The organism is Nonomuraea sp. NPDC050643 (genome assembly GCF_040654715.1).
GTDB lineage: Bacteria > Actinomycetota > Actinomycetes > Streptosporangiales > Streptosporangiaceae > Nonomuraea.
On record NZ_JBFAIM010000132.1, the window covers coordinates 1 to 13,600 of the forward strand.

16 protein-coding genes are annotated in these 13,600 nt (G+C 74.5%); 9 read left to right on the plus strand and 7 right to left on the minus strand.

Annotation, left to right across the window (positions count from 1 at the left end; genetic code table 11):
• From AB0I15_RS65705 to AB0I15_RS65745, 9 genes are all read left to right on the plus strand, one after another.
• The coding region (locus tag AB0I15_RS65705; protein ID WP_358120643.1) for a substrate-binding domain-containing protein at positions 1 to 1,054 on the plus strand (1,054 nt) is incomplete at its 5' end.
• The gene (locus tag AB0I15_RS65710; protein WP_358120646.1) at positions 1,051 to 2,619 is read left to right on the plus strand and encodes a sugar ABC transporter ATP-binding protein; all 1,569 of its coding nucleotides are present in this window, start codon (positions 1,051 to 1,053) and stop codon (positions 2,617 to 2,619) included. The genes AB0I15_RS65705 and AB0I15_RS65710, both read left to right, overlap by 4 nt.
• The gene (locus AB0I15_RS65715) at positions 2,616 to 3,644 is read left to right on the plus strand and encodes an ABC transporter permease (RefSeq protein ID WP_358120649.1); all 1,029 of its coding nucleotides are present in this window, start codon (positions 2,616 to 2,618) and stop codon (positions 3,642 to 3,644) included. The genes AB0I15_RS65710 and AB0I15_RS65715 overlap by 4 nt, the downstream gene beginning before the upstream one ends.
• Positions 3,641 to 4,822 carry an S-methyl-5-thioribose kinase gene (mtnK, locus tag AB0I15_RS65720; protein WP_358120652.1) on the plus strand — a complete coding sequence of 394 codons (1,182 nt, stop codon included), beginning with the start codon at positions 3,641 to 3,643 and terminating at the stop codon, positions 4,820 to 4,822. Before AB0I15_RS65715 ends, mtnK begins: the two co-directional genes overlap by 4 nt.
• Positions 4,819 to 5,241 (plus strand): YbaB/EbfC family nucleoid-associated protein, encoded by a 423-nt coding sequence (locus tag AB0I15_RS65725; protein ID WP_358120655.1) that lies wholly within the window; start codon positions 4,819 to 4,821, stop codon positions 5,239 to 5,241. Before mtnK ends, AB0I15_RS65725 begins: the two co-directional genes overlap by 4 nt.
• The gene (locus AB0I15_RS65730) at positions 5,238 to 5,558 is read left to right on the plus strand and encodes a hypothetical protein (RefSeq protein ID WP_358120658.1); all 321 of its coding nucleotides are present in this window, start codon (positions 5,238 to 5,240) and stop codon (positions 5,556 to 5,558) included. Before AB0I15_RS65725 ends, AB0I15_RS65730 begins: the two co-directional genes overlap by 4 nt.
• Positions 5,549 to 6,040: a hypothetical protein gene (locus AB0I15_RS65735; protein ID WP_358120661.1), complete on the plus strand. Its 492-nt coding sequence runs from the start codon at positions 5,549 to 5,551 to the stop codon at positions 6,038 to 6,040. Before AB0I15_RS65730 ends, AB0I15_RS65735 begins: the two co-directional genes overlap by 10 nt.
• Entirely contained in the window at positions 6,033 to 6,503 is a 471-nt protein-coding gene (locus AB0I15_RS65740; RefSeq protein ID WP_358120663.1) for a hypothetical protein, read from the plus strand. The genes AB0I15_RS65735 and AB0I15_RS65740 overlap by 8 nt, the downstream gene beginning before the upstream one ends.
• Positions 6,490 to 6,633 (plus strand): hypothetical protein, encoded by a 144-nt coding sequence (locus AB0I15_RS65745; protein WP_358120666.1) that lies wholly within the window; start codon positions 6,490 to 6,492, stop codon positions 6,631 to 6,633. Before AB0I15_RS65740 ends, AB0I15_RS65745 begins: the two co-directional genes overlap by 14 nt.
• Before the next feature lie 54 nt (positions 6,634 to 6,687).
• Here AB0I15_RS65745 and mtnB read toward each other — a convergent pair whose 3' ends face one another.
• Genes mtnB through AB0I15_RS65780 form a run of 7 tightly spaced genes read right to left on the minus strand, consistent with a single transcriptional unit; the run spans position 6,688 to position 13,512 of the window.
• Complete coding sequence (mtnB, locus tag AB0I15_RS65750) at positions 6,688 to 7,344, minus strand: methylthioribulose 1-phosphate dehydratase (RefSeq protein ID WP_358120668.1); 657 nt, start codon at positions 7,342 to 7,344, stop codon at positions 6,688 to 6,690.
• A complete protein-coding gene (gene mtnC, locus AB0I15_RS65755) occupies positions 7,341 to 8,006 on the minus strand; it encodes an acireductone synthase (RefSeq protein WP_358120671.1) in 666 nt (221 codons plus the stop codon). The genes mtnB and mtnC overlap by 4 nt, the downstream gene beginning before the upstream one ends.
• Positions 8,003 to 8,950: a nucleoside hydrolase gene (locus AB0I15_RS65760; protein WP_358120673.1), complete on the minus strand. Its 948-nt coding sequence runs from the start codon at positions 8,948 to 8,950 to the stop codon at positions 8,003 to 8,005. The genes mtnC and AB0I15_RS65760 overlap by 4 nt, the downstream gene beginning before the upstream one ends.
• Positions 8,947 to 9,969, minus strand: a complete 1,023-nt coding sequence (locus AB0I15_RS65765; RefSeq protein WP_358120675.1) for a s-methyl-5-thioribose-1-phosphate isomerase — start codon at positions 9,967 to 9,969, stop codon at positions 8,947 to 8,949. The genes AB0I15_RS65760 and AB0I15_RS65765 overlap by 4 nt, the downstream gene beginning before the upstream one ends.
• Positions 9,966 to 10,838 (minus strand): ABC transporter permease, encoded by an 873-nt coding sequence (locus tag AB0I15_RS65770; RefSeq protein WP_358120678.1) that lies wholly within the window; start codon positions 10,836 to 10,838, stop codon positions 9,966 to 9,968. The genes AB0I15_RS65765 and AB0I15_RS65770 overlap by 4 nt, the downstream gene beginning before the upstream one ends.
• Positions 10,835 to 11,878 (minus strand): hypothetical protein, encoded by a 1,044-nt coding sequence (locus AB0I15_RS65775; RefSeq protein ID WP_358120681.1) that lies wholly within the window; start codon positions 11,876 to 11,878, stop codon positions 10,835 to 10,837. The genes AB0I15_RS65770 and AB0I15_RS65775 overlap by 4 nt, the downstream gene beginning before the upstream one ends.
• Positions 11,875 to 13,512 (minus strand): ABC transporter ATP-binding protein, encoded by a 1,638-nt coding sequence (locus AB0I15_RS65780; protein WP_358120683.1) that lies wholly within the window; start codon positions 13,510 to 13,512, stop codon positions 11,875 to 11,877. The genes AB0I15_RS65775 and AB0I15_RS65780 overlap by 4 nt, the downstream gene beginning before the upstream one ends.
• Between the last annotated feature and the right edge of the window lie 88 nt (positions 13,513 to 13,600).

Below are 13,600 nucleotides of genomic sequence, written 5' to 3' on the forward strand. Positions count from 1 at the left end.
CCTGAAGATGGGCGACACGTCCTATCCCGTGGTCTCCCCCGCCGGTGGCGGCGAGGCGTCGGCGATGGCTGGCATCGCGCGACTGGAGGGCGGGCGCCGTGAACTTCGCGGGCGGGGAGGCGGCGGGAACGTCCGGATCTCCCTGGTGCGGCAACTCTCGTCGGGCGACTACTTCGAGCAGTGGCTGGCCGGCGCGCAGGCCGAGGCCAAGGCGCTCAACGTGCGGCTCGAGGTCTCCAGCGGCGACGGCAACAACGACAAGCAGGCGCTCAACCTGGAACAGGCCGTCACGGCGAAGTCCGACGCGATCATCGTGGACCACGGGTTCGCCCAGACCGTGCAGCCCGCCATCAAGAAGGCGGTGGCCGCCCGGATCCCGCTCGTCGCCTTCGACGTCGACCCCGGGACCCCGCAGGCCGTGGCCCTGACGCAGGACGACCACGAGATCGCCGAACAGGCGCTGGGCGCGCTGAAGGCCGACACCGGCGGCTCCGGCGAGGTCCTCTACGTCTACGTCGCCGGCTTCGCCCCGCTGGACCGGCGCAACGAGACCTGGGAGCAGTTCAAGAAGGACAACGCCGGCATCAAGGAGGTGGCCCGGATCGGCGTGGTCAACAGCTCGACCGCCTCGGCGGTGGCCGACCAGGCCAAGGCCGCGCTCCAGGCCAACCCGGGCGTCAAGGCGATCTTCGCGCCGTACGACGAGTTCGCCAAGGGCGCCGCGCTGGCCGTCAAGGAGCTCGGTCTGGCGGACAAGGTCAAGATCTACGGCGCGGACGTCTCCACCGCCGACATCGGCGTCATGACCGAGCCCGGCAGCCCGTGGGTGGCCACCTCGGCCACCGACCCGGCCAACGTGGGCCGGATCGCGGTACGCGCCGCCGCTCTGCTCGTCGCGGAGGAGGACGTCGATCGCGCGCTGACCGTGCCGCCGTCGCTCATCACCCAGAAGGGCCTGCGCGACGCCGGGATCACCAGCGTGGAGCAGCTCACGCGGGCCTTCCCGACCCTCACCACGCCCGACGTGGCGCGCGTGCCCTGGGCGGCGTCGTGACCTTCGCGGTCACGTCCGTCTCCAAGGTGTACGGGGCCACCCGGGCGCTGGCGTCGATCACGCTGGAGCTGCGGCCGGGGGAGGTGCTCGGGCTCATCGGCACGAACGGGGCCGGGAAGTCCACCCTCATCAAGATCCTTTCCGGGGCGACGTTCCCGACGTCGGGGACGCTGTCGTACGAGGGGCGGCCCCTGGCCTTCGCCGGCCCGCTGGACGCGCAGGCGGCCGGGGTGCAGACCGTGCACCAGAACATCGACGACGGAGTGGTCGCCGGCGCCAGCGTGGCGGAGAACCTGACGCTGGACTCGGCGGCGGGACGCGGGTGGTTCGTGACCCGTGCGCGGGTGCGCGCCGCCGCGACCGCCGTGGCCCCCGGCCTGGCGCTGCCGCTGGACGCCCCGGTGGAGAGCCTGCCCGCCAGCGCCCGGCAGCAGATCGTCATCGCCCGCGCCCTGTCCCGGCGGGCGCGGCTGCTGATCCTGGACGAACCGACGTCGACGCTGTCGGAGGTGGAGGCTCGGGCGCTGGCCGTCCGGGTGAGGGAGGCGGCGGCGCGGGGGGTCTCGGTGCTGTACGTGTCCCATCGGCTGTCGGAGATCGAGACGCTGTGTGATCGGGTGGCGGTCCTGCGGGACGGCGAGCTGGTCGCCACGTTCACGGCCCCGGTGTCCCGCGAGTCCATCGTCACCGCCATGCTCGGCGCCTCCCTCGACACCCCGCTCGGCCGTGGGGGAACGCCGGTCGCCGCCGCGGCGGAGGGCCGCGAGGTGCTGGTGGCCGAAGAGATCCGGGCCGTGCCACGGGGGCGGGCGTTCGGGCTGCGGGTGCGCGCGGGCGCGGTCCTGGGAGTGACCGGGCTGGTCGGAGCCGGGAAGACCGAGCTGCTCGAGCAACTCGGGGGCGCCCGGCCGCTGGTGTCGGGGCGGGTGCGGCTCGACGGGGAGCCGTACCGGCCGAAGGACCCGCGTGCGGCCATCGGCAGAGGGGTCGTCTTCGCGCCCGAGGAGCGGGCGGCGCAGGCGATCGTGCCGGGCTGGTCGGTGCGGGCGCACGTCACACTGCCGTGGCTACGCCGCCACAGCCGCTCCGGGCTGCTGGTACGCCGCTCCGAGACGGCCGCGACCCGGCACGTCATCGACCTGTTCGGCGTGCGCGGGCCGGGACCTGACGCGCCCATCGAGGCGCTGTCGGGCGGCAACCAGCAGAAGGTCGTGGTCGGCCGCTGGCTGGCGGGCGACCCCCGGCTGCTGGTGCTCGACGAGCCCTTCCGCGGTGTGGACGTGGCCGCCCGCGCCGACATCGGCCGCGTCGTGCGCGACCGGGCCAGGGAGTCGGCCGTCGTCGTCGCCACCTCCGACCCGCAGGAGCTGCGCGGTCTGGCCGACCGCGTCCTCGTCCTGTACGAGGGCTCGGCCGTCGGCGAGCTCCCGATCGAGGAGGCGACCCCGGAACGCCTGGCCGCCCTCATGTCCGGCACACCCCCAGAGCGACCCGCCGTCCCCGCGCATCCACCCGGGCGCTCCGAGGCCCAGGCCGGGCCGCCCCCGCACGGAGGCGGCGCATGACCGCCACCTCCACCGCCGCGGGCCCCGCGGCGTCGGCCTCCCGGCGGGCCGCCTCCCGGGTCGCCGCCGTCGCCTACCGCTACGGACTGCTGGGCGTGCTGGCCGTCATGCTCGTCGTGTTCGCCCTCCTCCGCCCCGCCTTCGCCACCTACCCCAACGCCCTGATCGTCCTGCAGTCCGTCGCCGTGGTCGGGATCGTCGCGCTCGGCGTCACCGTCTCCATGACGACCGGCGGCTTCGACCTCTCCGCCGGCGCGTGCGTCGGCGCCGTCGTCATGGTGACCGCCCTGACCATGGTCAGGTTCAACCTCACCGGCGCCACCGCCGTGGTCGCGGGCCTGCTCACCGGCCTGCTCGTGGCCGGCGTCAACGTGCTGCTCACCGTGGTCGCCAAGGTGCCCGACCTGGTCGCCACGCTCGGCACCCTCTTCCTCTTCCAGGGCCTGGCGCTGATCGTCACGGGCGGCCAGTCGGTCGCCCCCGGCATGACCGTGGACGGCGCGCCCGCCCCCGGGCGGTACACCGAGGGGTTCGCCTGGCTGGGCGGCGGCACGGTCGCCTCGGTGCCGGTTCCGGTCGTGGTGTTCGCGCTGCTCGCGGCCCTGGTGTACGTGCTGCTCCACCACACCCGCTGGGGCCGGGCCCTGTACGCGATCGGCGGCAACCCCGAGGCCGCCCGCCTGGCCGGCATCCGCGTCGCCCGCTACCGCGCGCTGGCCTACGCCGTGTCGGGGGTGTGCGCGGCGGTGGCCGGGATCCTGCTGTCGGCCAGGCTCGGCCGCGGGGACGTGGGCGCCGGGGACCCGTACCTGCTGCAGTCCGTGGCCGCCGCGCTCATCGGCTTCGCGGTGCTCGGCGCCAACCGGCCCAACGCGCTCGGGACCGTGGTGGGCGCGCTGTTCATCGGCGTCATGATCAACGGCCTGACCATGCTGAACGCTCCCTACTACGCCCAGACCTTCGTCCAGGGCGCGCTGCTGGTCGGCGCGCTGGTGACCAGTTACACGCTCAGGAGGATCAGGTGAGCTACGAGCTCCTCACCGTCGACACCGTGGCCGGCTACGTCGCCACGCGCCCCGCGCTGGCCCGTTTCGGCGCGGTCTCGCGTGTGCGCGAGGTGGGCGACGGCAACCTCAACCTGGTGTTCGTGGCCGCGGCCGAGCACGGCGGGCTGGTGCTCAAGCAGGCGCTCCCGTACGTCCGCGTGGACCCCACCTGGCCCATCACCCCGGAACGCAACGGCATCGAGGGCCGGGCGCTGCGCGTGCACAACCGGGTCGCGCCCGGCCTGGTGCCCGAGATCCACGACGCCGATCCCGACCGGCACGTCATCGCCATCGAGGACCTGTCGGACCACCGGGTGTGGCGCGGCGCGCTCAACGAGGGGCTGCGCCATGAGGGCGTGGCCGCCGACCTCGGGCGCTATGTCGCGAAGGTCGCGTTCGGCACCTCGGTGTTCGGCCTCGGCGCCAAGGGGCACAAGGCGGCACTGGCCACCGCCGCCAACCCCGAGCTGTGCGAGATCACCGAGGACCTGGTCTTCACCGAGCCGTACATCACCCACGAGCACAACCGCGTCCTGCCCGCCAACGCGGCCGACGTCGCGGCGTACGCGGGCGACCCGGACGTGCGGGCCGCCATCGGCGCCGCCAAGCTCGCCTTCCTGACCCACGCCGAGGCGCTGATCCACGGTGACCTGCACACCGGCTCCGTGCTCGTCCGCGACGAGCCGCATTCGGCGCGGGCGTTCGACGCCGAGTTCGCCTTCTACGGCCCGGTCGGCTTCGACGTCGGGGCGCTCTGGGGCAACTACGTGCTGGCCGCCGCCCGCGCCGTCGTCCTGGGCGACGACGCGCACGCCGCATGGGTGCTGGCCCAGGCGGGGGAGACCTGGCAGGGGTTCGCCGAGGAGTTCACGCGGCTGTGGCCGGGCCGGGCCGACCCGCGGATCATCGACCTCGACCCCTACCTGGCCCAGGTGTACGCCGACGCCGTGCCGTTCGCGGCGGCCAAGGCGGCCCGGCGGGTCATCGGCTTCTCCGCGGTCAGCGACATCGAGTCCCTGCCCGAGGACCTGCGCGTGCGCGCCATCCGCGCCGTGCTGGCCGCCGCCAGGCTGCTGCTGACCGCACCGGCGCCGCGGGGCGAGCCGAAACCGCTGTTCGAGCGGGTGGGTCAGGTGCTGGCCGAGGCCGGCGGATGAGCGGCGACCTCGGCGCGGGGGATTTCGACCGCCTCATCGAGGGCGCCCGGCAGGCGGTCGAGTCGGCCAGGACCGTATTGTTCGCCCCCACCGGAGCCGAGTACGAGGCCAACGAGCGCGACGGCCTGGTCCGCGCGACCGCCGTCCTGTCGGCCGACGGCGCCCGCCTGCGCTCCCTCGACCTGAACCCCCGGGCCAGGCGGCTGGAGTCGGCCGACCTGGCCGCGCTGATCCTGCGCACCGTGAACGAGGCGCTCGACGGCGTGGCGGGCGAAACGCGGCCGGGATCGGCCCCCGACCTGGCCGCGCTCTCGGCGGAGCTGAGCGAGCTGCAGGAGTTCTCCGCCGACCGGTTCGGCGTCTTCGCCGACACCATCACCGACCTGCTCCGGCAACTCGAAAGGCGCATCGACGGATGACCGGCCTCGAAGTCCGCACGACCGTTCTCCACAACGCGGGAACGGACCTCGGCGGCGTCGCCGCGGACGTGAGCGGCGCGCTGGCCGAGCTGCTCGCCGCCGTCTCCGCCGACGGCGCGATCCCGCGGAACGACGACATCAGCGCCATGATCGCCGCCGCGTACGCGGCGATCCACGAGATGGCGGCCGGCTCCATCGCCTCGGCGGTCACCGCGCTGGGCGGGCACGGCGAAGGACTCACCTCCATGGCGGCCTCCTACCGTGACACCGACCAGGACGCCGCCGCCGCGATCAGGGCGGGCGCCACATGGGCCTGACCCTGCCCTCCCCGTTGTCCGCCCTGCTCAACGAGCTCGGCTACCTCTGGCCGGAGGTGGACGAGGAGTCGCTGCACCGGCTGGCCACCGCGTGGGCCGGGTTCGGCGGCCGGCTCGCCGGCATCACCGGGCAGGCCGACACCGTCGCCGAGGCCGTGCGGCGCGGCAACGCGGGCGAGGCCGTGGAGGCGTTCCTGAAGGCGTGGAAGGGGGACGAGGCCCCGCGCACGGCCATCGCGGAAGGGGTGACCGGCGCCCAGATCGTCGGCGTCTGCCTGGTGGTCAGCGCCGCGCTCGTGCTCGCGCTGAAGATCGCCCTGTTCGTCCAGCTCGTCGCGCTGCTGGTCAGAATGCGGCTCGCGGCGGCCGCCGCGCCGGCCACGTCGGGCGGCTCGCTACTGGCGATCCCGGCGATCAAGCGGCTCACCGGGGCGCTGATGAACCTGTCGATGAACCAGGCGTCGAGGGTGCTGGTTGCCTAGGGTGCCGGCGGGCGCGGCCGGGTTCATCGCCCGCCGGGCCGCCAGGTTCTTCCGCGGCGCCAAACCCGTCCCGCTCGGCGGCCTGGTCAGGGACGCCCGGCGCAGCGGCGGCTTCTCCTGGTCCCCGGCCACCGGCCGGCCTCCGGCCAGGGGGTACATGGTGGCCACGACCGGTCGTACCGCCCAGTTCCCCGAGAGCATCCTGGACGATCCGGACGTCGCGGCCCGCGCCATCGACCGCTACCTCCGCGCCAACAGGGACGTCTTCGAGAACCGCGGGAACATCTACCTCGGCTGCTGGATCGAGGACGGGAAGATGTGGCTCGAACCGTCGATGAACATCCCCCGCAGGAAAACGGCGATCAAGCTGGCCAGGGAGACCGACCAGATCGCCATCTACGATGTGAAGACCCGCGACTACATCGGGACGGGAGGCGCAGGTGGCTTTCTTGAGGAGGCGTAAGCTCCAGGCCGCGCTGCCGGAGGGCTATTTCGACCTGCCGGAGGAGGAACGCCTCGCCTGGGCGAAAGGGCTGGCCGAAGAGCTGAGGAAAGAGCGCGACGGCCGGGAGGAGGACGACAGCGACGAGTGACCCCGCCCCTGTGCCCGCCCCCGTGCCCGTCCCTGTCTCCGTGGTCCCCGTGCTTCAGGAGGTGGCCAGCGCGTACGCCAGGAGCCACTCCACGCACTCGGTGACGTGCCGGGCGTGCCTGAGATCGGCGCCCCAGGCGTACAGGCCGTGGTCGGCCACGATGACGGCGGGCGTGCGCGGATCGTGGGCCGCCTCGAACCAGTCGCCCAGCTCGCCCATGTCCTGACTGTTGCCGATCACCGGGATGGTGACCTCGTCGTCGTGCGCCAGGCGGCCGATGCCCTTGAGCGTCTCCACGTCCCGCAGCAGCACCCCGCCCGGCCAGCGGCGCCCGGCCACGACCGCGTTGAGCGCGTGCACGTGCACGACCGCGTCCGCGCCGGTCAGCGCCGCCACCCGAGCATGCAGCCCGGCCTCGGCGGACGGCCTGAGCGGCTCGACCCCCTCCACGGCGACGGACTCCCCCCGCGGGCCGACCACGGCCACGTCGGTGGCCAACAGCTCGCCCTTGTCCAGGCCGCTGGCGGTGACGGCCAGCCGGAGCGGCTCGCGGGAGACCACCTCCGAGATGTTGCCCGAGGTGCCGCGCATCCAGCCGTACCCGGTGAAGCGGGCCGCCTCGACCGCCAGCCGGGCCCCGGAGGCGTGCACGTGGTCGGCGTCCAGCGGGGTCCCGGCGATGCCGGCGGGCCGATTCTCGACGGTGCTCATAGGTCGATCTCCTCGAAGGTCGTGACGACGGGGTGGGCGCCGAAGGGCACGGCGGCGTTCGGCTCGCCCGGTCTGCGCACGCCGGTGGTACGCCAGCCGGCCACCGCCGCGGCGTCCAGTTCGGCCGGGACGTCGGACAGGAACAGCGGCCCGGACGGCTCCCCGAGCGTCGCGGCGATCCGCTCGTACGAGGCGGGCTCCCGCTTCGGCCCGGCGTTCACGGTGTCGAACCAGTGGGTGACCAGCGACGACAGGTCTCCCTCCGCGGCGTGGGCGAACCACGGCCGCTGGCTCGACACCGCGCCGGAGGAGAACACCGCCAGCCGGTGCCCCGCCGCGTGCCAGGCGCGCAGCACGGGCGGCACGTCGGGGAAGAAGTGGGCGGTCAGCTCGCCGGCCGCGAAGCCCTCCGCCCAGATCCGCCCCTGCAGCGTCTTGAGCGGGGTGGCCTTGACGTCGCCGTCCATCCACCCGTGCAGCACCTTGACGGCCTCGGCCGTGGTGCCCGCGCCGATCCCGGCCAGCGCGGCGCGCACCTCGGGGTCATCGCGGTGCGCGTCGATGTGCGGGCCGAGCCGGGGGCGGGCGTAGGCGTACAGGCCCACGTGCACGGACTCCGTCGAGCTGGTCGTTCCCTCGATGTCGAGCACGATCGTCGTCATCGCGTCAGCACCTCCACGAAGTCGGCCACGAACCGGGACGCGTCCACCGCGGTGACCACCCGGGTCGCGGGCGCCGCCTCATAGGGGAAGGCCGGCGGCAGCCCGTCGTGCGTGCGCATCAGCCGGGCCCGCCACAGGAAGCCGTCGCCGCGCACGTTGACCGGCCCGTCCGTCCAGGCGGTCGCGAACGTGCGGTCGAGCAGCACACCCGCGGCCAGGGGGTCGTGCAGCGGGATGATCCGGCGGCCCCACTCGTTCTGGTAGAAGTCCAGGTACGCGTCCAGGATCTCGGTCGCGAACCGGGCCACCGGCGTCCCGGAGGCCCGCAGCGCGGCGATCGCGCGCTCGTCCAGGATCGTGCCCGCCGTCACGTTCACGCCCACCATGACCAGCTCGCGGCGCGGCGCCGAGAACACCGCCCGGGCCGCCTCGGGATCGTTGTTGACGTTGGCGTCGATCATCAGCAGGGTGCCCGGCGGGGCATAGGGGCCCGAGCCGCCCATCAGGACGACCGAGCGGTACTTGGTGCACAGCTCGGGGTCCAGGCGCAGGGCCAGCGCCAGGTTGGTGAGCGGGCCGAGGGCCAGCAGGTCGAGCTCGCCCGGCCGCTCGTTCGCCAGGCGTACCAGCAGCTCCGGGCCGGACTCCGCGGCCACCGCCGGCAGCGGCCGGTCGCGGCCGAGATCGCCCAGGCCGTCCTTGCCGTGCACGTATCCGGCGATGTGGGCGGGGCCGCGCAGCGGCTCGGCGGCGCCCCTGGCCACGGGCACGTCCAGGCCGAGCAGGCCGCCGACGTAACCGATGTTGCGGGTGGCGTCCTCCTCGGTGCAGTTGCCGTACACCGACGTGATCGCGACGATCTCGGCGTCGGGCCGGCCTGCCAGGTACAGCAGGGTGTGGGCATCGTCGATGCCGGTGTCGGTGTCGACCACGACGCGTCTCACAGGCTCTCCTTCACATGGTTCGGCTGGTAGACGCCGCGCTCGGTCACGATGCGGGTCACCAGATGGGGCGGGGTCACGTCGAATGCCGGGTAGTAGCCGCTCACGCCGTCGGCGGCGGTGCGGTGGCCGAGCGCGTACAGCACCTCGTCGCCGTCGCGCCGCTCGATCACCACGTCCCGGGCGGTCGGCGCCTGCGGGTCGGGTGCGTCGACCAGTGCGTAGAACGGCACGCCGAACGCGCCGGCCGCCAGCGCGACGCCGAGCGTGCCGACCTTGTTGATCACGTGGCCGTCCAGCGTCACGCGGTCGGCGGCGGTCAGCGCGACGTCGGCCATGCCGTCCGCCAGGGCGGCGGCGACCATGCCGTCCGTGATGAGCGTCGGCCGGTAGCCCATCTCGACCAGGGTGGCCGCGGTCAGCCGGGCACCTTGCAGGTACGGGCGGGTCTCGGTGCAGACGAACTCCAGCCGTTTCCCGGCCGCCTGCGCCGCGCGTACGGTGCCGATGAGGAAGGCGTCGGCCCAGCAGTGCGTGAGCACGCGGGCGCCGTCGGGGAGCAGCGAGGCGGCGTGCCCGCCGAGCGCCGCGCTGCGGGCGCGATACCCGTCGTCGTGCGCCCGCGCCGCGGCCTCGACCGCCGTGACCAGCTCGTCCCCTGCCAGTTCGTTCGCTTCCGGGAGCGTGGTGCCCACGGTCGCCGACAGGACGGCGTGCACGGCGTCCCTGATGTGGTTGTTCGTCGGCCGGGTGGCGACCAGCCGCGCGCCCACGGCGCGCAGCCGCCCGGCCGCCCGCCCCGGCGGCTCGTGCCGGGCCTCGCGCGCCCCCAGGACCATCCCCGCCGTCGTCGCGAACAGGGGCCCGGAGCTCTGCGTCACCATCCGCTCGATGGCGACCGCCACGTCCTCGCTGGTCGCGCAGCGCATCCAGCGCACCGTGAACGGATAGACGCGGCGATCGAGAATCTCCACGGCCTCTCCCGCGAACCGCACGGAATCGGCCAGTACGGGACCGGTCATACCGGCGTCTCCTTCCGTCGTGCCGCCGCCACCACGACCAGGGCGAGCAGCGTGATCAGGTACGGGGCCGCGTCGGCGGCCTGCTGCGGGAGCCCCAGCCCCTGCAGCCGGAACCCCAGCGCCTCCGCGGCCCCGAACAGCAGGCAGGCCCCCAGCCCCAGCCACGGCCGGGCGCCGGCGAGCATGACCGCGACCACGGCCACCCACCCGCGCCCCGCGCTCATCCCCTCGCTGAACAGCGTCACGTTGCCCAGCGCGAGCTGCGCTCCGCCGAGCCCGCACAGCGCGCCGGCGCCCAGCACCGCCGCGTGCCGGTAGAGCGGCACCCGCAGCCCGATCGACTCGGCCGCCTCCGCGTGCTGCCCGATGCCGCGCAGCCGCAGCCCGGAGCGGGCTCGTCCGAGCCACCAGGCCGTGGCGGCCACCAGCAGGAAAGCGGCCGGCACCAGCGGCGACTGGGATCCGGCCACGGGGGCGTCGAGCCCCAGCGCGGCCAGCGTCGGCAGCCCCGCGAGGCCGGGGGAGCCGAACGTGCCGCCGCTGCCGAAGATCTGGCGCATGAGGAACGCGGTCAGCCCGAGCGCCAGCAGGTTCGTGCCGACGGCCACCACGACGGGGTCGGCGCGGAACGTCACCGCCGGGACGGACAGCAGCAGGGCGTACAGGGTGGTGCACAGCACCGCGCCCGCCACGCCCAGCCAGGCGCTGCCCGTCAGATGGCTGAACAGCACCGCCGTGAACGCGCCCCACAGGAGCTGGCCCTCCAGGGCCATGTTGAAGACGCCCGCCACCGAGCAGAGCAGGCCGCCCAGGGCCGCCAGCACGACCGGCGCGGTGGCGGTCAGGACCGCCGCGAGGAACGTCGTCACGCTTTCCCCCTCGGCGGCCGGGCCTTGGCGACCGCCGCCACCGCGACGATCACGATGATCAGCCCCTGCACGATCTGGGTGAGCTGGCTCGGCACGCCCGCCTCCCGTTCCATCCCCTGGCCGCCGGCCTGCAGGATCGTCAGCGACGCCACCGCCAAGGGCACCGCCAGGGGGCGTCCCGCGGCCAGCAGCACCGCCGCGATCGCGGTGAACGTGTAGCCGGGCGCGGTCAGCGCGCCGTCCACGAACCGGTACGGGGCGCCCAGCACGATCAGGCCGCCCACCAGCCCGCCGAACGCGCCCCCGGCCGCCAGGGTCAGCGCGGCCAGCCGGTTCACCCGGACGCCGCCGTACCGGGCGAACTCGCGGTTGGCGCCGAGCGCGCGGATCTCGTACCCGGGGACCGTGCGGGCGTCGGCGAGCAGCCACAGCACCGTCAGGACGGTCACCAGGGGCAGCCCGATCGTCACGTACGTGCCGGCGCCGAGCGACGGCAACCGGGCCGCGTCCGGCAGGAGCGGCGTCTGCGCCAGCCCCGTCCCCTGCTCGGCCAGGGGGAAGCGGGCCAGGTAGGAGGCGAGCGACACCGCGGGCGCGCTCAGCAGCAGTGTGCTGACGATGGCCGGGATGCCGAGCCTCGTGTGCAGCGGCGCGGACAGGGCGGCGAGCAGCGCGCCCGCCAGCGCCGCGCCGGCCAGCGGGACGACGAACGAGCCCGCGCCCCCGGTCGACAGGGCCAGCGCGGCGGCCGTGATGCCGCCCAGCGCGAGCTGGCCGTCGCCGCCCAGGTTGAACTCGCCCGCCCGGAGGGGGATCGCGAACGCCACGGCCATGCCGAGGGTGGGAACGTAGGCGGCCACGGTGTATTCGAGGTTGCCGTCCATGAGCGCGCCGCGTACGAGGGCGGGGTAGGCGAGGGCCGGATCGACGCCGACGGCGAGCATGACGAGCGTGGTCAGCAGGAGCGCGCCCACCAGCGAGACGACGGCGGGCGCCGCCACGACCCGCCGCACGACGACGGTACGCACGTGCGAGGTCATCCGGCGCTCTCCCCGGCCGGCTCGCGCACGCCCGTCGCGCCGGTCATCGCGGCGCCGAGCCGCTCGTCGGTGGCCTGCGCCACCGGCAGGTCGGCGGTCAGGCGGCCCTCGAACATGACCAGCACCCGGTCGGCCAGGGCCCGCAGCTCCGACAGCTCGCTGGACTGCAGCAGCACCGCCCGCCCCGCGTCGCGGGCGGCGGTGAGCAGGGAGTGGATCTGCTCCTGGGCGCCCACGTCCACGCCCTGGGTGGGCTCCTCCACCACCAGCACGGGCGTGTCCCTGGACAGCTCCCTGGCCAGCACCGCCTTCTGGGCGTTGCCGCCGGACAACTGCGCGAGCGGCACCCGCACGGAGGGGGCCTTGATCGAGAACCGCTCGACCAGGGCGGTCGCCCGCCGGCGGACCCCGCCCGGGTCGAGGAGAAAACCGTGCTGGTCTCCCATCAGCAGGTTGTCGGCCAGCGACATGTCGGAGGCGGTGGCGCGCCCCGCACGGTCGCCAGGGACGTAGGCCACGCGCCGCTCCCTGGAGCCGCCCACGGGCCGCCCATCGAGGAGCACCGTGCCGGAGTGCGCGCGCCGGAGCCCGGCCACGGCGTCCACGAGCTCGCGCTGCCCGCTGCCCGCGACGCCCGCGACGCCGACGATCTCCCCGGGCCGCACCCCGAACGACACCCCGGCGACGGCGGCCACGCCGTCACGGTCGCGGACATGCAGGTCGCGCACCTCCAGCCGGTACGGGACGCCGTCGCCACCGGCCGACGCCCCCGTCCCGCCGGGATGCCCCGCGGCGGCGAGGGCAGACGCCTCTGAGACGGCGGGAGGCTCCGAGGTGGGGGGAGGTTCCGTGAGGGTGGCCGGTTCCCTGAGGGCGGGAGGCTCCATGAGGGTGGGTGGGGCGGCGGCGAGGGAGCGGCCGATCATCGCGCGGACCAGGTCGTCCGCCGACGTGCCCGCCGTCGGGAACCGTCCCGTCACCCGCCCGCCCCGCAGCACCGTGACCCGATCCGCCGCGGTCAGCACCTCGTCCAGCTTGTGCGTCACGAGCAGCACCGACACCCCCTCCCGGGCCAGCTCCCGCACCATGCGGAACAGCCCCGCGGCCTCGCCCGGGGTGAGCACGGCGGTGGGCTCGTCGAGGATCAGCACCTCGGCCCGCCGGTACAGCGCCTTGAGGATCTCCACCCGCTGACGCGTTCCGACCGGCAGGTCGCCGACGCGGGCTCCGGGGTCCACGCGGAGCCCGTACCGCTCGGCCAGGTCCGTGACCGAGCGCCGGGCGGCGGCGCGGTCGAGTACGCTGCGCCGCATCGGCTCGGCGCCGATGACCACGTTCTCGGCCACGCTCAGGCCGGGGAACAGCCGGAAGCGCTGGTGGACCATGCCGAGCCCGTGCGCGATCGCGTCGGCGGGAGAGCGCAGCCGCATCCGCGCCCCGGCGCGCAGCACGTGCCCGGCGTCGGGCCGGTGCAGGCCGTACAGGATCGACATGAGGGTGGACTTGCCGGCCCCGTTCTCGCCCACGACGGCGTGCACCTCGCCCCGCTCCACGGCCAGGTCGACGCCGTCGTTGGCGGTCACGCCGCCGAAGCGTTTGGTGATGCCGACCAGCTCGACGGCGGGGACGCTCACTGGTGCACCATCCTTGTGTCGGTAGTCGAGAGACTGCTGATGCACCCGAGGTGCCGCCGGGTCACCGCCCTGCTCGCTCGACCACTTG